We start from the raw sequence: 18,065 nt of genomic DNA, 5'->3' as shown, positions 1-18,065 counted from the left end.
GGGACGACCTCCGTGACCACGCACGACGACTACCTCAGGGGCGTGCTGAAGGGCGACAGGCGCGGGATCGCCCGGGCGATCACCCTGGTGGAGTCGACCAGGCCCGACCATCGGGAGCTCGCCCAGCGGCTCCTGGTCGAGCTGACGCCGCACGCGGGGAAGGCCCGCAGGGTGGGAGTCTCCGGTGTGCCCGGCGTCGGCAAGTCCACCTTCATCGAGGCGCTCGGCACCTCCCTCACCGCGCGGGGGCACCGGGTCGCCGTGCTCGCGGTCGACCCGTCCTCCAAACGCTCGGGCGGCAGCATCCTCGGCGACAAGACCCGCATGGCGAGGCTCTCGGCCGACCGGAACGCGTTCATCCGCCCGTCACCGACGGCCGGCACCCTCGGCGGCGTCGCCACGGCCACCCGAGAGGCGATGGTCGTCGTCGAGGCGGCCGGGTACGACATCGTGCTCGTCGAGACCGTCGGCGTCGGCCAGTCCGAGACCGCGGTGGCCGACATGGTGGACACGTTCCTCCTGCTCACCCTCGCCCGTACGGGGGACCAGCTGCAGGGCATCAAGAAGGGCGTCCTGGAACTGGCCGACGTGATCGCGGTCAACAAGGCGGACGGCGAGCACGAGCAGGCCGCGCGCAAGGCGGCCAGTGAGCTGGCCGGGGCCCTGCGGCTGCTGCGCTCGTCCACGCCCGTCCTCACGTGCAGCGGCATGACCGGCGCCGGGCTCGAGGAGTTGTGGATCCAGGTCGTGCGTCATCAGGAGGGCGTCGACCTGGCGGCCAAGCGCAGCCGCCAGCAGGTGGAGTGGACCTGGGCGCTCGTCCGTGATCGGCTCCTCGCCCGGTTGGGGGAGAAGGCCGCCCCCATCGCGCCGGCGATCGAGCGGCAGGTGCTCGACGGCGCCCTCACGCCGTCCCTGGCCGCCGACCGCATCCTTGAGGCGTTCCTGCCGGAGCGGGAAACGCCCTCCGGATAGCCGCCCGGCGGGGACCGACTGACGTTCGGGGTATCACCTTTACTCCCCGGTCGTATAGATGCCTACCCGCGTGCCCCTTAATGCACGATTGCATATTTGCCGAGGTAGAACGCCTGCGGAGACGATCGCGGTGTCGTCGAAGCGGGGAGGCACGATGCATCAGGATCCGATGACGCCGCCACCGGTCGCGCGGGCTCTGGAGGAGTACCGGGCGCTCCTGGCCGAGCACGGGCTCACCTGGGGTGAGCCGCCGCTGTCCTACGTGCGGTTGATGCCCTTTCTCCGCTTCCCCAAGGAAGCCGGGAGAATGGACGCCCCGGACGGGCCCGGCGAGCGAGGTGAGCCCGGCGACCCCGGTGAGCCAGGTGAGCCCGATGAGCCCGATGAGCCCGGCGAGCTCGGTGAGGCGTTCCGCCAGGTGCTCGACGGCGGCGTGCCCAGCGGGCTGACCGTGCTCAGGCTGTCCGCGCACGGGCACCGGCTCGAGGCCTCTGTCGTGAGCGCCGTCCTGTCCGCGGACCCCGTGCCCCTCATCCTGCTCGTCGACTCCGCGCTGGACACCGGGGCCGTGGTGACCGTCGACGCCGTGCCGTACGAGATCCGGCCGCGCGGCGCCAGGTTGCTCGAGGCCACGAGCTCTTCCACCGTGACCGTCGGCGGTGAGGCGGTGGACCTGGCGGCCATGACGCGCGCGGCCGTTCCCGCGAGGGTGCGGCTGCGCGCCGGGTTCCCGTGCCGCTGGACCGTGGTCTCGGAGGGCGGGCAGGGGTGGTACCCGAAGGGGGCGCCCCGCCGGCGGGACTACCACGGCATCCCCTTCTTCCATGGTGACGACCTCGTGCTCGACGTCCCGGCCGCCGAGCCGCTGACCGTCCGCGTCGGCCGCGGCATGGAGTACGGCACGGAGGAGGTGACCGTGACCCCCCAGGCATGGCGCGAGACGCTCGTCGAGCTGACGCCTGAGCGGATCTTCGACGCCGCCGCGCGCGGGTGGTACGGCGCCGACCTCCACGTCCACCTCAACTGGGCGGGCGACCTGGTCGCGGGCCCCGCCGACGCGGCGGCGGCGCAGCACGGCGAGGACCTGCACGTGCTCAACCTCGTCGCGGGCAACGTCTCAGGCGAGCGCGTCTACGACCGGGAGGCGCTCCAGCACTGGGCCGGCCGCGATCTGCCGTGGTCGGACGCCGCCCACATCGCGCGCATGGGCGTCGAATACCGCAACGACCTGCTCGGGCACGTCCACGCCTTCGGCCTGGCCGCACCGCCGTCGACCTATCACACCGGTTTCTCCGACGCCCCCGACTGGCCGCCCAACGCCACGGCGTGCGGCGAGCTGCGCGAGCTGAACGCGGTGCTGGGTTACGCCCACCCGTTTCACGGGCCCGTCGCCTCGCCGGAGGACGTCATCGCCGGCGGGCGGCGGAACTGCTCGGGCCGGGCGCTCGTCGTCGACGCCGCGCTCGGCCTGATGGACGGCATGGAGCTCCTGCATTTCTCCGAGCTGTCCGGCACCGTGGAGGTCTACCGGAGGCTGATCGGCGCCGGCAACCGGCTCGCCGCGCTCGCGGGCACCGACACGATGCTCTCCTTCACCCGCCAGGAGACGGTCTCCAACCCGCCCGGCTGGGAACGGGTCTACGCCCGCACGGACGGCCCCCTGTCGGCCGAGTCGTTCGCCCGTGCCGTACGGCAGGGCAGGACCTTCGCCACCAACGGCCCGTGGCTCGAGCTGACGGTGGACGGCAGGGAACCGGGGGAGACGCTCGACCTGTCCCCGGGCGACCACGTGACGATCAGGGCACGGGCGGCCGGACACGGGGTGGAACGCCTGGCGCTCCGGACGGCCGACGGCGTGCTCGCCGCCGGTCCGGGAGGCGAGCTCGTCACCTCCCTGGTCGTGGACGCCCCCACCTACGTGGTGGCTGTGGCGACGGGCCACGGCCACCCGGTGGCGGCGAACGGGGAGACGTTCGCCCACTCCAGCCCCGTCTATCTCGACGTCGCGTGCAGGCACGTCGCCCGGCCCGAGGACGTCCGCTGGTGCATGAGGTGGCTGGACCTGCTGGAGGACCTCGTGAGCGGTCACGCCCGGCTGGAGGACGCCGCGCAACTCGACGACCACCTCGATCTCATCGAGAAGGCCCGCACGGTCTACGCGGCGCGCCTGGCGATCACGTCCTGACCGGTGCCCGTGATCAGCGCTCTGATTCACGGGCGGTCACAGCCGGCCAGGGCTCTTGCCAGAGCCGGTAACAGCGTGTCACAGGTCGAGCTGGGAGCCCCCGAACCGGTCCCGCAGGAACCTGCCCTGGTCCCTGAGCGCCTGCTCGTCGCCCTTGTAGACGGCGTCCGCGATGGTGGCGAGCCCCTTCTCCAGCAGGTCGAGCTGGGAGATCAGCTCCTCGTGCGCACTTCGCTCGCGTTCGCCCCGGCGGGTCAGGGCGTACGACCTGGGCAGGTTCGCGTAAGCCTCCAGGCTCGTCGGGAGGTAGTCGCGGATCGCCTGGGACACCACGTGGAGCTGGTCGGGGGAGGAGGTGAGCGCCTCGGCCCTGGCCAGGATGTCCCGCAGGATCCCGGCCAGCCCGTCCACCCTGGCCACGACGTCCTCGGGGAATCTGGCGCCCGACACCTTGGACACGAGCGCGTCGAGGTCGGCCCGGAGCTGTTTCGTCTCGACCTCCGCGTGGGAGATCGTCAGCCGCACCCGGTCGGGCGGCGCCAGCAGCGCGCCGATCCCGTACAGCCCGCCGACGACGATGGGCCACAGGGAGCCCGCCAGACCGAGGAAGTGCAGGACGAGGCCGACGATGGCCAGACCCGAGCCGACGATGTTCTTCGTCGACCCGAGGTAGCCGAGGATCCGGTCACTGGTAGCCACGGATCTCCTTGAACGCCGACGAGAGGGAGCCTTCACGGGCGTCGAAGGTGGCTCCGCCGGTGAGGGCCGCCACCTTGCCCATCTCCTCCACGTCGCTGTCGCCGAACAGGACCACGAAGGTCCGGACGTTCTTCGGTGTCGTGCCGTAGTACGCGGCGAAGTCGTCGTAGGACGAGCCGTCGGTGTTCTCGCCGTCGGTCATCAGAACGATCGAGGTGAAGTCGCCGTCGCTCGGTTGCAGCGCCACCGTGTCGTAGGCGGCCCGGAGGCTGTCGTAGATCGCGGTGCCGCCCTCGGCGACGAGGCTGTCGCCGTACGATCTGATCTCGCGCAGGACCGGGTCGGGACTCGTCTCCGGCACGGTGAACGTCCGCGGGACTCCGGGGTGTGAGCTGAACGGCAGCAGTGTGACGGTCTCGCGGTCGCGGAACCGGGAGAACTGCCCGGACGCGGAGGTGTCCGCACCGGTCAGCGTGCTGAGCGCCTGCTTGAGCGACGCGATCCGGTCACCCCCCATCGAGCCGGAGGTGTCGAGGACGAAGAGCGTCCGCGAGGGGCGGCGGACCTGGTTGAGGTACGCGCTGATCAGCTCGTCGGCGGCGCTGCGCCGGTTGGGGAAGGGCAGCTCCACGAGCTGGGCCGAGCCGAACCTCTGGTCGGGCCGGACTTCGGGCACGATCGGCCGCCGGAAGGTCGTCGTCATGATCTTCCGCTGGATGTCCGGCGTGCGCAGCCAGGTGGCGAGCTTGCCGTACAGGTCCTTCTTGGCGGAGGAGGCGAGGAGCGTGAGCGGATAGTCGGCGGTCACCACGCCGTCGCTCGGGTAGATGATCGTGAGCGGCTCCTTGACCCTGCCCTCCAGGCCGAGCAGCACCGACTCGTAGTTGATCAGGCCGTCGACCGACTCCTGCTTCGCGTACGCGTCGGCCAGCCAGCCCGACGAGCCCGCGGTGAGGGTCTGCGCGGAGAAGAACTCCTTGAGCTTCGGTGTCGCCGCCGCGATCTGCGTCTTGTCCAGGGCCTCGCCCGCGTCGGAGAGGGCGGCGGTCACCCCGACCAGGGCGGAGAAGCCCGAGTTGGACGACGCCGGGTTGGTCATGCCGAAGGTGAACTTCTTCTCCCTGGCCGCCGCCGCGATGTCCGCCCACGTGACCTGCTTGGTGTCCCAGCCGAGGGCGTGGGCCTTGCTCGACTTCAGCCCCAGCAGGACGGGGGAGACCATGACCTTGGTCTGCGTCGACAGCCGGGCGGGCGCCCCGTCGATCAGCGAGAGGTAACGGTTGGAGGAGAACCACGTGGCGTCGTAGTGGCCGTCGGCGCCGCCGCTCGCGACCATCTCGGCGCCGTCGAGGGTCCCGGTGTAGGTCAGCGCCACCTGGACGCCGACGGCCCCGGCGGCCTCCTTCAGCAGTGGTTCCAGGTCCTTGACCTCGCTGCCGGCGAGGACGCGCAGGACGTCCGGCCCGTCCTGCGCCACCGGCTGCCCGTCGTCGCCCGAGCAGGCCGCCGCGGTCGTGGCGACCAGCACGGTGAGGAGGGCGGCGGCGATCCGCCTGCCCGTGAACCGGATCATGAACCGATCGCCTCGTCGCCGCGGCGGGCCCGCTCCAGGTAGGTCTTGGCGTGGTCGATCTCCAGGGTCAGGCTGTCGACCGTGACCGCCATGCTCTCCACGGCCTTGGCCTTGAACGTGTCGATCATGTCCATGGTCGAGTAGATGTTGTCGAACGCCTTGCGCAGCGCGTCCATGTCCACCGAGGTGGAGGCCGCCTGCGTCTGGATCTGCCCGGCCTGGGTCTTCAACATCTCGCTGGTGGCGAGGATCAGGTCCGAGGTCGTGGCGTTCAGCGCGGAGATCTGGTCGAGCACGAGCTTCTGGTTGGCAAGCGCCTGGGCGACGGTGACGGCGGTGCGCAGCGCCGAGACGGTCGTGGTCGTGGCGCGGTCCACACCCTTGATGAGCTCGAGGTTGTTCTTGCGGATCAGATCGAGCGCCAGGTATCCCTGCGCGGAGACGGCGAGCTGGGTGAGCAGGTCCTGGTGCTTCTGCCGGACACCGAACAGGGCGTCCGAGCGCAGAGCCGTCGCCCTCTCCTGGTCGGTCAGCTCGATCTCGTTGATCTTCTGCTCCAGGGCCGAGTCGAGCGCCGCCGCGAGCACCGCGTACTCCTGCAGCTTGGTCATCGACTCCCAGAGGTTCGCCTTCTCGCCCTCGATCGCGGCGTTGTCCTTGAGCAGCTCGTCCTGCCCCGACTTGAGGGCGCGGATGATGTCGTCGATGTGCTTTTGCGCGCTCTGGTACTTCGCGAAGTAGTCACGCAGCCTGTCGCCGAAGGGGATGAGGCCGAGCAGGCGTTTCGTCCCGCTGGCGGCCTGCTTGGGGTCGAGGTCCACGATCGTACGGCGCAGCGCGACGAGCTGGTTGGCCACCTGGACCTGGCCGTCGGCGCCCTCGCCCTTCGCCGAGGCGAGCGCGGCGACCGGGCGCTTCAGCATGCGGTTGGCGACCTGCGAGGACGCCCTGATCTCCGAGTCGCCCATGGAGGAGATGTCATGCACCTTCTTGGTGAACTCCGGCGACCGCGGGTCGATCGTGGCGAGTTCCTCGGCGAATCCCGCCGCCTTCTGGGCCAGTTCGGCGCCGCGCTCGTCCGGCAGCGGCAACATCGTGGCCGCCTTCTCAGCCGGCACCGCCGCCACGGGAGCGGGCGGAGTCAGCACCAGGTCGTTGGACACTGTTCGGTTCTCCTTAGGGGGGTGGTTCACGAGGAGGGCTTGCCGCTGGCCAGGTAGCGCTGCTCGATGGTGGAGATCAGCCGCTCCAGGTGTTCGTAGGTGGGCGGCTCGACCACGTCGACCAGACTGCCGGGAATCCCGGCCTTGGACGAGGCCACCAGGCCGGCGAAGACCTTCGGGTCCGCGGTGCGGAAGCCGTACCGCGTCTCCAGCCGCGCGAACTCCGGATCCTCCTGCAGCAGCCTGCCGACCTCGGCGGCGTTGTCGTTGAACGGCACGAGCGTGTGCTTGCTCAACACGGTCGGGGACGGGTACAGCAGCCGCATGTCCGGCCGGATGGCCCCGTCGCCGGCGAAGAGATGGGAGGCGTACTGCGCCTCGTAGATGACGACCATCGGCGTCTTCCCCGCGCCCATCGCGAGGTAGTCCTCGAAGGGGGCCTCGCTCGACGACTCCGAGTAGCCCTGGTCGAGGAACAGCGGGGAGATCGTCTCGGCGACCTTCGCGGTCTGCGCCGAGGAGTTGACGACGTCGTCGCCGTTCGCGACGTAGCTGGTGATGGCCAGGTACATGGCGGCCGAGTTGGACGTCCGCACGTCGGTGGTGGTGAGCAGGACGCGCTTACGTGCCGGATAGGCCGTGTTGCCCGGCAGGGAGTCCCATCGGGTGCCCTTGCCGACCATGTCCAGATATTTCTTGACGTCGAGCACCTGGTAGCCGGACCCCGAGTCGTGGACCACGCCCGCCTTGGTCAGCACGTCCGCGATCGGCTCGAAAGTGGCGATCGCCATCGGCGAGTAGAAGGGCGAGAACGTGCGCGCGGCCTTGCGATCCTGCTTGATCTTCTCCGCGGCCGGGACGCTGGAGGGGAATGCGAAGTCGTATTTACCGAGGTCGACCGAGGTGGCGATCTGCCGCGACCCGGCGGTGTCGACCTCGACCCGCAATCCGTGCTTGGCGAACGCCGCCTGGACCTGCGGATCGTCGAAGAAGGGCTTCTTCTCCGATCCGATGACCCCGCGGACCGTCGTGAGACCCTTCGCGTCGCCCTCGTCCCCGTTTCCCCCGCCGCCCAGGACGATGGCCACGACGACGGCCCCGCCGAGGAGCAGCGCCAGTCCGACGCCGATCCATCGCTTCATTCGTTTTCCTTCGTGCACTCCCGTAGGCCGAACGGCCCGCATCCCGAATTATGCAGCACTCGCATAGTCGGCGTGAGATCACGCGGTGAAACTGAAATTAATGGTGCGCGAGGAAAAGACGGCGTCGTGAGAATTCAGTGATCGTTCACCGAATCTTCATATGAATTTTCACGCGAATAGCGTGCGGCCCCAGAAATCACCGCCGTCCGTAACACCCGGCGGGCACGCGAACAGGCCGCTGGAGACGTGCTGGATGTATTCGTTCAGCGAATCCTTGGCGGCGAGCTCCGTCTGGATCGGGACGAACTGGTTGCGCGGGTCACGCTGGTAGGCCATGAAGAACAACCCGGCGTCGAGCCGTCCCAGGCCGTCGGACCCGTCGACGAAGTTGTAACCGCGCCGCAGCAGGCGGGCCCCGCCGTGGATCGACGGGTGCGCCAGCCGTACGTGGGCGTCGGCGGCGATGACGGGCAGGCCGTCCGGGCCGGTCTTCGCGAAGTCGGGCTGGTCGAACTCGTTCTTGCCGGTGAGCGGGGCGCCCTTGCCCTTGTCCCGCCCGAAGATCGCCTCCTGCTCGCTGAGCGACGTGCGGTCCCAGGTCTCGATGTGCATGCGGATCTTGCGGGTGACGAGGTAGCTTCCGCCGTCCATCCACGCGGGTCCGTCGCCGGAGGCCGCCCAGACGTGGTCGGTCAGCATCGAGGTGTCCTCGAGCTTGATGTTCTCCGTCCCGTCCTTGAACCCCATGAGGTTGCGCGGAGTCGCCTGCGCCCTGGAGGTCGAGGAGGTGCGGCCGAAACCCAGCTGCGAGTAGCGGACCGACACTCTGCCGAACCCGATCCTGGCCAGGTTGCGGATCGCGTGCACGGCCACCTGCGGATCGTGCGCGCAGGCCTGCACGCAGATGTCTCCACCGGAGATGTCGGCCGAGAGCTTCTCCCCGGGGAACGACGGCAGGTCGGCCAGCGCGGGGGGCCGGCGATCGGCCAGCCCGAACCGCTTGTCGAACAGCGACGGGCCGAAGCCGACGGTCAGGGTCAGGCCCGACGCGGGCAGGCCGAGGGCCTCGCCCGTGTCGTCCGGCGGCGCCTCGGGAGACCCGCCGACCGCGCCGAACGTCCCCGCGTCCTTCCCCTGGGTCATCCGCGCGGCCGCGGACGTCCAGTCCTGGAGCAGGTCGAGAAGCTCGGCGCGGTCCGAGGTGATCACGTCGAACGCGACGAAGTGTAACCGGTCCTGGGCCGGGGTGATGATGCCCGCCTGGTGAGCGCCGTAGAACGGGAACGGGTCGGCCGTCGACGCGGCGTGGGCCGTGGGCTCGTCGAGCAGCGAGCGGGTCACCACGGCGCCGGCGCCGGCGGCGGCCACGCCCGCGACACCGGCGGCCCCCAGGCCGAGCAGCCCGCGGCGGCTGATCCGGGTCACTGGGCGATCACCGCCGCGACCTTGCTGATCGGCTCGGCCAGGGCGTTGATGGTGTCGGAGAGCTTCTTCAGGTCGTCCTTGGTCAGCTCGTTGTGCAACTTCCACCCGTCACCCTGGCGGTGGACCTCGAGAGCGGCCTCAGCCGCGGCGAACTTCTCGTCGAGCGTCTTCACGAGCGCGGGGTCGCGCTCCTCGAGGACAGGCCGCAGCGCCTGGACGGACGCCTGGGAGCCCTGGAGGTTGGCGTCGAAGTCCCACAGGTCGGTGTGCGAGTAGCGGTCCTCCTCGCCGGTGATCTTGCCGGTGGCGACCTCGTCGAGGAGTTCCTTCGCGCCGTTGCCGAGCTGCACGGGGGAGAGCGTCGCGGCGTTCGCCTTCTGCGTGATCGTCGTGACGTCGGCGATCAGCTTGTCGGCCAGCGGGCCGTCCTTGCTGATGTCCTTCTCGACCCACAGATCCTTCTCGATCTTGTGGAAGCCGGTCCACTCCTGGCCCTTCTCGACGTCGTTCTCACGGGCGTCGATGGCCGGGTCGAGGTCGCCGAACACCTCGGCGACCGGCTCGATGCGCTCCCAGTAGGTCCTGGCGACCGGGAAGAGCGCCTTGGCCTTGTCGATGTCGCCGGCCTTGACGGCGTCCACGAACTCCTGCGTCTTGGTGAGCAGGGCCTCGGACTGGGTCTGCACGTACCGCTTGTAGCTGGCGGTGGCGTCGGCCAGCTTCGCGTCGTCGGTCAGCGGCTTGTGCTCGCCGGTCACCGTGAGCGGGTTGCGGATGCCGTTGCCGATCATCCCGGGCTTGCAGGCGGTCTCGTACGTGCCCGCGGGCAACTCGACGATGACGTCGCGGGTGAGGCCGGGGACGATGTTCTCGACCTCGCCCATCACGCGGTCGCCGGCGGCGTACACGTAGAACTCGGTGACCTTGCTGCCGCCGTTGGTGATGGTGAACGTCGAGGTGCCGGCGGGGAGCTGGGTCGAGGCGACCTTGCAGTCGGTGTCGCTGGCCGCGACGGTGATCTTGCCGGGCTTGGCCTGGCCGCTCGACGCCGCGGTGGGGCTGTCAGCACTGGAGCACGCCGCGGCGAGAAGGCCAAGGGAAGCGATGGCGACTGCGACAGCGGGGGTGGTGCGCATCAGGTACTCCAGAAAAGTAAGGAAACGAATCTCAGGAGGCGGTGACGGGGGGAGTGGGGGACTTCGCCGCAGGCTTGGCCGGCCGCCGGCCCGCGGGAAGGAGGAACAGGACGAGGACGGGCACGGCGTAGACGACCCAGGCGATGGTCTCCAGGACGGTCGGCTGAGCGGTGATATTGAACATGCCGCTGAGGAGCGCCGAGTACCACGCGCTCGGGTCGAGGACGCCGCTGATGTCGAAGGCGTGGGTGGCGAGGCCGCCCACGACGCCCGCCTCCTGCAGATCGTGCACGCCGTACTTGAAGATGCCGGCGGCGACGAGGATCAGCAGGAGGCCGGTCCAGGTGAAGAACTTGGTGAGGTTGATCCGCAGCGCGCTGCGGTAGATGCCCCAGCCGAGCGCGACGGCCGTGAGCAGACCCAGGCTGATGCCGATCAGGGGAGTGGCGGTCGTCGTGGCGCCCTGCACGGCGGCGAACCACAGGAGCGCGGTCTCCAGCCCCTCACGCGCGACGGTGAGGAAGGCCATGACGACGACCGCGCCCGCGCCGAGCTGGAGCGCCTCGCTCAGCTTCTCGCGGAGCTCGCCGGACATCCGGCGTGCCGCCGTGCGCATCCAGAAGACCATGAAGGTCACGAACACCGTGGCGGCCAGGGACGTCACGGCGTCGAAGAACTCGTGTTGCCGCGAGTCCAGATGCGCGGCGGTGAAGGTGAGCAGCGCGCCGAAGCCGACGGAGAGCACCACGGCGGCGGTGACGCCCGCCCACACGAGGGGGAGCCTGTCGCGACGGTCGCTCTTGACCAGGAAGGCGACCAAGATGGAGACCACAAGGGTGGCCTCCAGGCCTTCTCGGAGGCCGATGAGGTAGCTCGCGAACACAGGGCCCTCCGGGGGTGGGGTTAGCCTCACCTAAATTAGGTCAGGGTTACCTTACTCGCAAGAGGCGGTGGCGAATGTGACGGGGGTAGTCACCTGTCACCTCAAGGGTCGCCCGAGGCCCGCGGGCGTCAGACACCTGTGCCGCCGTGCGGCATGTCGGCCGAGAGGTGCCCGTATTGACGCTTCGCGTACATTGACACATCCTGATCAATCCGTAAAAAGTGGTGTAGGTGATCACCTCTCGGCTCACGGTCGTCTCCCTGGCCGCGGTGCTCGCCTTGGCGGCCTGCACCGGAGACAACGGCTCTGACAACTCCGGCTCGGCGGCGGCCTCAGGCGCTCCATCACAGGCCTCGCAGGACTCCCCGCCCTCATCGCCGCCGGTCCCCGCGGGGATGACGCCCGAGGCGTACCAGATCGATCTGGACACCGCGGGCAAGCCCGTCGGCGCCGCGTTCGCGGCCATCGCCAAGGCTCGTACGTTCAAGTCGCTCGACCAGCGGATGCAGAAGGCACAAGACGCCGTCGACGGCGCCGCGGCCCGGCTCGGCGACCTCCAGGCGCCCGTGGAGACCAGGCAGCAGCACCAGGGCTACGTCGAGGCGCTGCGCCGGATGGACGGCGAACTGGTCACGATTCGCGACGCGATCAGCGATCAGACCCTCTGCACCTCCGCGGCGGTGCTCGCCCGGCTCGGCAAATCGGATGAGTTCACCGGCCTCAAAGAGGCCGGCGCCGCCCTCGCGGACCAGGACGGCAACTACAGCAGCGCTGAGATCGGTCTCAAGCCGCCCAAGGAGCGGAGCCGCCGCCTCGGCAACGGGACCGTGGTGAGCTCGCGCATCCGCGGCGGACGGGGAAGCTTGACCATCAAGAACGGCGGCACGCAGGACGGCGTCGTCACCCTGCTCAAGGGGAAGCAGAAAGCCGTCAGCGTGTACGTGCGGAAGAAGTCCTCCGCCAGGGTCTCCAACATCAAGGACGGCAGCTACCGCGTCTACTTCACCACCGGGGCCGACTACGACCGGGCGGCGCGCGCCTTCACCCGCAACTGCACCTTCGAGCGGTTCGAGGACTCGTTGCCGTTCCGGACGACGTATACGGCCACGCAGGTCCGCTGGAGCACCTGGACGATCACCCTCAACCGGGTGAAGGGGGGCAACGCCCGCTCCAGCGCCGTGAACCCGGACGACTTCCCGTCCTGACCGGCTCGCCTCAGCCCGTCGAGGGCTTGGGCGTGACGTCCGTCCGGGTGTGAGGTCCGGCGGGATGTGACCACGGTCCGGGTGTGACGTCGAGCGGGATGTGACGACGGTCCGGATCTGAGGCGGCGGGATGTGAAAAGGCCGTGGTCGGGAGACCGCGGCCTTTCTCATGAAGTTCGGGGGCTCAGCTGGAGAAGAGCATGCCCACCCAGCTGCGGTTGCGGTGACCGTGGTGGCCATAGTGGCCGCCGTGCCCGCCATGCGGCGCGCCCCACGCGGGGCCACCGGGGGCGGGCGGGGGCGCGTACTGCTGCTGCGCCCACTGGGTCTCCATCCGGGTCAGCGTCTCCAGCTCGCCGTAGTCGAGGAAGATCCCCTTGCAGTTGTCACACTGCTCGATGTGGATCCCGTTGCGGTCGAACATCCGCATGTGGCCCCGGCACTTGGGACACTCCATGACTAACCCTCTCCCTCTCGTCTCTAGCCGGCCGCCGCGACGATCCTTCCGCAGGAAGACACCAGGGCCACGGCCACCTCGTCGGGGGCGCTTCCCGCCCTCATCGCCGTAACCACGGCCGTCGCGGCCAGTTGGACGGTCAACGCCCGGGCCGGCAGGTCGAGTTCCCGCCAGGGGTCGTCGTGTGACACGGCGGTTCCACCCGCACCGATATATGCGGATAAGAAGCTGTGCCACAGGTCGGGGTCGAGCAGCCCGGACGCGAACCACGCCGCGGGACGCGCGAGATCCCACGCGGGATCGCCCACGCCCAGATCGTCCGGGTCGATGAGCAGCCACGCGCCCTCATGGCGGACGAGTTGCCCGAGGTGCCAGTCGCCGTGCGTCAGCGCGAGCCGGGCGCCGGGCGACAGAAGGCGCTGATCGGCGGCGCGTAGCGGTCCCGCAAGAGTCTGGTACGCCTGCCGGATCCGCATGACGTGCCTGATCTGCCGCGTGTCCGCCGAGTCGGCGACCCGGGCGAGCTCGGCCATGGCCTTGCCCAGCCGTTCGGGGCCGCCGGCCTGCGGCATCCCGCGAGGCGGAGGAGTGGCGTGCAACCGTGCGAGTAGCCGGGCCCCCTCTTCCCAGGCGTCCTCCGGCATCGTCCCATCGGCGAGGTCGTCGGGGGAGAGGGCCTCGCCGGCGGGCCAGATCGTGACAAGCCGGCCGACCGGGTGCTCCGGGTGCTCGCGGCGCTCCGGGCGTTCGCGGCGCTCCAGGTTTTCTAGGCGCTCCAGAGCGAGGGGCGCGAGCATCACTCCCGGCAGCCCGCGGGCGGCGTCCAGGCGGCTGCGCAGATCACGCTCGACGGTTCCGGGCGGGTGGGCCTTGATCACCACGTCGCCGACGCGCACGACCAGCACGCGGGTTTCCTTGAGCACCGTGACGGCCCCGCCGCCGGGCGCGAGCCGTACGAGTTCGTCGATGAGCGTCGCCGAGGCGGCGTCCTCCTTCAACATGCTCAGCCGGTGGGGGCGCGGAGAGGCTGATCGTTCACCGCTCTAGCCTAGGGTGCCGGTATGAAGATTGGCTTCGCCGTTCCGGTCTCTGGTTCGTGGTCCACGCGGGAGAACATGCAGAGGGTCGCGCGCCGGGCCGAGGATCTCGGCTACAACGAGCTGTGGACCTTCCAGCGGCTGCTCCACCCGGCCGAGAACCCGCTGGCGCCGGCCTACCGCAGCGTGCAGGACCCCACCGTCGTCCTTTCGTTCCTGGCCGGGCTCACCGAGCGGATACGGCTCGGCGTCGCCGTGCTGAATCTGCCCTTCTACTCTCCGGCGCTGCTGGCCAAGCAACTCGCCACTCTGCAAATCGTCTCCGGCGGCCGGCTGGACGCGGGTTTCGGCCTCGGCTGGCTCCCCGAGGAGTTCATCGCCTCGGGCGTTCTGCTCGAACGGCGCGGAAAGCGGTCAGAGGAGGCCATCGAGCTGCTCCGGAAGTTCTGGACCGAGGACCTGGTCCAGCACGAGGGCGAGTTCTACGAGGTGCCCCCGGTGAACCAGGCCCCCAGGCCGTCCACGCCGCCGGCGATCCTGCTGGGAGGAGCCGCTCCGGTGGCTCTCCGGCGCGTGGGGCGGCTGGCGGAAGGGTGGATCAGCTCCAGCCGGGCCGACCTGTCGAAGATCGATGAGCAGATCTCCATCGTGAAGGACGCGGCCGTCGAGGCCGGGCGTGACCCGGCTGCGCTCCGGTTCATCGTCCGCGGCGTCACTCAGCCGGGCAATGACGCCGCGGGACCGCTGGCCGGGCCGTACGCGAAGATCCGTGAGGACGTCGAGATGCTCGCGGCCAAGGGCGTGACCGAGGTGTTCCACGACCTCAACTTCAATCCCGAGATCGGCAACCCCGACGCCGATCCGCGGGAGTCGATGTGCCGTGCGGAGGAGGCGCTGGAGGAACTCGCCCCGGCTTCGTAAGTGTCGCCGTGCTCGCCGGGCTCTCGTCCTGACGTCTCACCCGGCTCACCCGGCCTGCTCACTCACCCGTCACACATCGTGCCGGCGTACGGCATGTCCTCTCGCGTCGTGTCGCCTCGCGTCGTGTCGCCTCACGTCGTGTCGCCTCGCGTCGTGTCGCCTCACGCCATGCCGTACGCCTTCGCGATGAGCTCGTAGGACCGCCGGCGCTCCGCCGCGCCGTGGACCATGGTCGTGATCATGAGTTCGTCGGCGCCGGTGCGCTTGCGGAGCTCCTCCAGACCGTTCCTGACGGTCTCGGGGTCGCCGTACACCGTGGTGGACAGGCGATCGCGGACGAACTCGGCCTCCAGAGGCGAGTACTGGTACTCCTGCGCGGCCTCGGGTGTCGGGAACCGGCCCGGACGGCCGGACCGCAGGCGCAGGAACGACAGCGCGCCGGGCATGGCCTGGCGCAGGGCCTCCTCATCGGTGTCGGCCGCGATGGCGGCGACTCCGATCATGGAGTACGGCTCGTCGAGCACCTCGGACGGCTGGAACGTCGACCGGTAGAGGTCCAGCGCGGGCTCGGTGTTGGCGGCGCTGAAATGGTGAGCGAAAGCGAACGGGAGGCCAAGGATCCCGGCCAGTTGCGCGCTGAAGCCACTCGAGCCGAGAAGCCAGATCGGCGGGCGGGTGGACGAGGCGGGCACGGCCTGGATCTTCGCGTACGGGTGCCCGGCGGGGAAGGAGCCGTCGAGGAAGCCGGTGAGCTCGGCCAGCGCGCGCGGGAAGTCGTCCGGATCGACCTCGGCGGAGCGGCGCAGAGCGTTGGCGGTCGCCATGTCGGTGCCGGGGGCACGGCCGAGCCCGAGGTCGATGCGCTCGGGATGCAGCGCGTGCAGGGTTCCGAACTGCTCGGCGATGACCAGCGGAGCGTGGTTGGGCAACATCACCCCGCCGGACCCGATGCGGATGGAGCGGGTCGCCGCCGCGAGGTGCGCGATGACGACGGCCGGTGACGAGCTCGCGATGCCCGGCATGCCGTGGTGCTCGGCGACCCAGATCCGGTGGTAACCCCACTCTTCCGCGCTGCGGGCCAGCTCCGTGGCCTCGGCGAGCGACTCGGACGGGGAGCTTCCCTCGCTGACGGTCGCGAGCTCCAGAATCGACAGCGGTACCTCGGCCGACCCGTGCGGCACACCGCGGATGTTGTCCTTGCCCATGGAGGGGCTAACCGGCGGCTGACTCCGGTTATTTCCGAGAGTCCCGGTTTTCCAGCCGGTTTCCATCTGTTTCTCGGGGTGGCTCACTCCCGGGCCTCCCGAGGCGATCTCCGGTTATGCCGGACAACGGCTGAGCTGACATGCTGGGCACATGAGCGAGCGAAAGCCGATCGAATCCTGGCTGTCCGACATGGACGGAGTACTGGTTCACGAGGGCCAGCCGGTGCCGGGCGCCGACGAGTTCATCAAGCGTCTGCGCGAGTCGGGGAAGCGGTTCCTCGTTCTCACGAACAACTCGATATACACCCCCAGGGACCTGTCCGTACGGCTGCGCGCGGCGGGTCTGGAGGTGCCGCCAGAGGCGATCTGGACGTCCGCGCTCGCCACCGCCAAGTTCCTGGCCGCTCAGCGGCCCGAGGGATCCGCCTACGTGATCGGCGAGGCGGGTCTCACCACGGCGTTGCACGAGGTGGGGTACGTGCTGACCGATCTCGATCCCGACTACGTCGTCCTGGGCGAGACGCGGACGTACAGCTTCACCGCGATCACCCGGGCCATCCGGCTGATCGACAACGGCGCCCGGTTCATCGCGACCAACCCCGATGCCGTGGGACCCTCGAACGAGGGTTCGCTGCCCGCCTGTGGCGCCGTGGCCGCCATGATCACCAAGGCCACCGGGGTGGACCCGTACTTCATCGGCAAGCCCAACCCGATGATGATGCGCAGCGCTCTCAACCAGATCGACGCGCACAGCGAGAGCACGGCCATGATCGGCGACCGGATGGACACCGACGTCGTGTGCGGCATCGAGGCGGGCCTGCACACGTTCCTCGTGCTCACCGGCGTCACCCAGAAGGAGCAGATCGACCGTTACCCGTTCCGGCCGTCCCAGGTGGTCACCTCGGTGGCCGATCTCATCGATCTGGTCTGAATGGCCTGAATGGCCTGGGCCCGGATCTGCGCTGGGCCTGGGCTGGGCCTGATCCGAGCCGGCCTGAATGGCCTGAGCCCGGACCTGCGCTGGGCCCGGATCTGCGCGGGGCCTGGTCTGAGCTGGTCTGATTTGGGCTGGTCTGTTGAACCGGCTTGAATCGAAATGGCTTAGATCGGTTCGCCCTTGGTCCGTGCCGAAACCTGCCAGGCCCTGGCAGGTACGCGTGTGATGCTGGGCGGTATGAACCGCGTGTATCTCGAACTCGGCCCCAAGAAGGTTTTCGCGTGCTCGGTCGACTGGCCGGGCTGGTGCAGGATCGGCAGGTCCGAGGAGGCCGCCCTCGAGAATCTGATGCATTACGTCGAGAGATATCGCGTCATCGCGGGACGGGCCGGCCTGGACTTCGATCCCGGCGACCCCGTCGTGGTCGAACGGGTCAAGGGCGACGCGATCACCGACTTCGGCGCGCCCATCGCCATGCCCGAGCTCGACCAGGAGCCGATCCCAGAGAACGAGGCGGCTCGCGCCGTCGCGCTGATCAAGGCCTCCTGGGCCGTGTTCGAGGAGGTCGCCGCGGTCTCGCCCGAGGAGCTGCGCAAGGGCCCGCGAGGAGGCGGCCGGGACCGCGACAAGATGGTCTCCCACGTGGTCGAGGCCGAGCGCGCGTACGCCAAGAAGATCGGCGTACGGCACAAGCCGTTGAAGGACGGGGCCGCCCTCACCGCCATGCGGGCGGAGATCGCCGAGGTCCTCGGCCGGCCGTCGTCCGGAGGTCTGATGGTCGAGCAGGGCTGGTCCGCCCGCTACGCGGCACGCCGCATCGCCTGGCATGTCATCGACCACATCTGGGAGATGGAGGATCGGGCCGTCTAAGGCTGCTGGGCCAGTTGGGCCAGTTGGACCAGTTGGACTGGTCGGATCGGCGGGATCGAAGCCCGGGATCGACCGCGCACCGGTTGGCGGCGTGGCCTCGCGCTGCCGATCCCGCTGGCCCATGACCTCACTGAATCCGCTGGCCTCTGTGACGCCTTGGCGTGGTGGCGGCCTATCGGTGCGGTCGGGGATCGCCCGCGAGTGGATTCGCTCACGGGTGATTCCTTCATGTGCCCGCCTCAGCGTCGATTA

16 protein-coding genes are annotated in these 18,065 nt (G+C 69.5%); 6 read left to right on the top strand and 10 right to left on the bottom strand.

All coding sequences use genetic code 11. From position 1 onward, the window contains the following. Positions 1-12 precede the first annotated feature (12 nt). A complete protein-coding gene (gene meaB / locus Psi02_RS32350; RefSeq protein WP_203979640.1) occupies positions 13-975 on the top strand; it encodes a methylmalonyl Co-A mutase-associated GTPase MeaB in 963 nt (320 codons plus the stop codon). A 154-nt stretch (positions 976-1,129) separates the two neighbouring features. Next, the gene (locus tag Psi02_RS32345; protein ID WP_203979639.1) at positions 1,130-3,160 is read left to right on the top strand and encodes a CehA/McbA family metallohydrolase; all 2,031 of its coding nucleotides are present in this window, start codon (positions 1,130-1,132) and stop codon (positions 3,158-3,160) included. 78 nt (positions 3,161-3,238) lie between these two features. Here Psi02_RS32345 and Psi02_RS32340 read toward each other — a convergent pair whose 3' ends face one another. From Psi02_RS32340 to efeU, 7 genes are all read right to left on the bottom strand, one after another. Beyond that, positions 3,239-3,859 carry a hypothetical protein gene (locus tag Psi02_RS32340; RefSeq protein ID WP_203979638.1) on the bottom strand — a complete coding sequence of 207 codons (621 nt, stop codon included), beginning with the start codon at positions 3,857-3,859 and terminating at the stop codon, positions 3,239-3,241. Next, complete coding sequence (locus tag Psi02_RS32335) at positions 3,846-5,432, bottom strand: VWA domain-containing protein (RefSeq protein WP_203979637.1); 1,587 nt, start codon at positions 5,430-5,432, stop codon at positions 3,846-3,848. The genes Psi02_RS32340 and Psi02_RS32335 overlap by 14 nt, the downstream gene beginning before the upstream one ends. Next, positions 5,429-6,595: a toxic anion resistance protein gene (locus Psi02_RS32330; protein WP_239095348.1), complete on the bottom strand. Its 1,167-nt coding sequence runs from the start codon at positions 6,593-6,595 to the stop codon at positions 5,429-5,431. The genes Psi02_RS32335 and Psi02_RS32330 overlap by 4 nt, the downstream gene beginning before the upstream one ends. Positions 6,596-6,621: 26 nt before the next feature. Further along, positions 6,622-7,737, bottom strand: a complete 1,116-nt coding sequence (locus Psi02_RS32325) for a hypothetical protein (RefSeq protein WP_203979636.1) — start codon at positions 7,735-7,737, stop codon at positions 6,622-6,624. A 168-nt stretch (positions 7,738-7,905) separates the two neighbouring features. After that, a complete protein-coding gene (gene efeB / locus Psi02_RS32320) occupies positions 7,906-9,162 on the bottom strand; it encodes an iron uptake transporter deferrochelatase/peroxidase subunit (protein ID WP_203979635.1) in 1,257 nt (418 codons plus the stop codon). After that, a complete protein-coding gene (gene efeO / locus Psi02_RS32315) occupies positions 9,159-10,298 on the bottom strand; it encodes an iron uptake system protein EfeO (RefSeq protein WP_203979634.1) in 1,140 nt (379 codons plus the stop codon). The genes efeB and efeO overlap by 4 nt, the downstream gene beginning before the upstream one ends. 31 nt (positions 10,299-10,329) lie before the next feature. After that, a complete protein-coding gene (gene efeU, locus Psi02_RS32310; protein ID WP_203979633.1) occupies positions 10,330-11,181 on the bottom strand; it encodes an iron uptake transporter permease EfeU in 852 nt (283 codons plus the stop codon). 230 nt (positions 11,182-11,411) lie between these two features. On the opposite strand from efeU, the gene Psi02_RS32305 reads away from it, so the two are divergent. Continuing rightward, positions 11,412-12,386 (top strand): hypothetical protein, encoded by a 975-nt coding sequence (locus Psi02_RS32305; protein WP_203979632.1) that lies wholly within the window; start codon positions 11,412-11,414, stop codon positions 12,384-12,386. A 184-nt stretch (positions 12,387-12,570) separates the two neighbouring features. Here the strand turns inward: Psi02_RS32305 and Psi02_RS32300 are convergent, their stop codons facing one another. Next, the gene (locus Psi02_RS32300; RefSeq protein WP_203952013.1) at positions 12,571-12,843 is read right to left on the bottom strand and encodes a TFIIB-type zinc ribbon-containing protein; all 273 of its coding nucleotides are present in this window, start codon (positions 12,841-12,843) and stop codon (positions 12,571-12,573) included. Positions 12,844-12,866: 23 nt separating this feature from the next. Further along, positions 12,867-13,844: a phosphotransferase family protein gene (locus Psi02_RS32295; RefSeq protein ID WP_203979631.1), complete on the bottom strand. Its 978-nt coding sequence runs from the start codon at positions 13,842-13,844 to the stop codon at positions 12,867-12,869. Positions 13,845-13,904: 60 nt separating this feature from the next. On the opposite strand from Psi02_RS32295, the gene Psi02_RS32290 reads away from it, so the two are divergent. Then, on the top strand, positions 13,905-14,801 hold the full coding sequence (locus Psi02_RS32290; protein ID WP_203979630.1) for a TIGR03619 family F420-dependent LLM class oxidoreductase: 897 nt from the start codon (positions 13,905-13,907) through the stop codon (positions 14,799-14,801). Positions 14,802-14,962: 161 nt separating this feature from the next. On the opposite strand, the gene Psi02_RS32285 is transcribed toward Psi02_RS32290, so the two are convergent. After that, the gene (locus tag Psi02_RS32285; protein WP_203979629.1) at positions 14,963-16,006 is read right to left on the bottom strand and encodes an LLM class flavin-dependent oxidoreductase; all 1,044 of its coding nucleotides are present in this window, start codon (positions 16,004-16,006) and stop codon (positions 14,963-14,965) included. Positions 16,007-16,157: 151 nt separating this feature from the next. Between Psi02_RS32285 and Psi02_RS32280 the strand changes: the two genes are divergently transcribed. Further along, positions 16,158-16,937 (top strand): HAD-IIA family hydrolase, encoded by a 780-nt coding sequence (locus Psi02_RS32280; protein WP_203952009.1) that lies wholly within the window; start codon positions 16,158-16,160, stop codon positions 16,935-16,937. Between the two features lie 243 nt (positions 16,938-17,180). Continuing rightward, complete coding sequence (locus tag Psi02_RS32275) at positions 17,181-17,813, top strand: hypothetical protein (protein WP_239095347.1); 633 nt, start codon at positions 17,181-17,183, stop codon at positions 17,811-17,813. Positions 17,814-18,065 lie beyond the last annotated feature (252 nt).

This window comes from Planotetraspora silvatica, assembly GCF_016863315.1.
Taxonomy (GTDB): domain Bacteria; phylum Actinomycetota; class Actinomycetes; order Streptosporangiales; family Streptosporangiaceae; genus Planotetraspora; species Planotetraspora silvatica.
The sequence above is the reverse complement of the archived record's forward strand: the minus strand, read 5'-3'. Positions and strand labels throughout refer to the sequence as shown.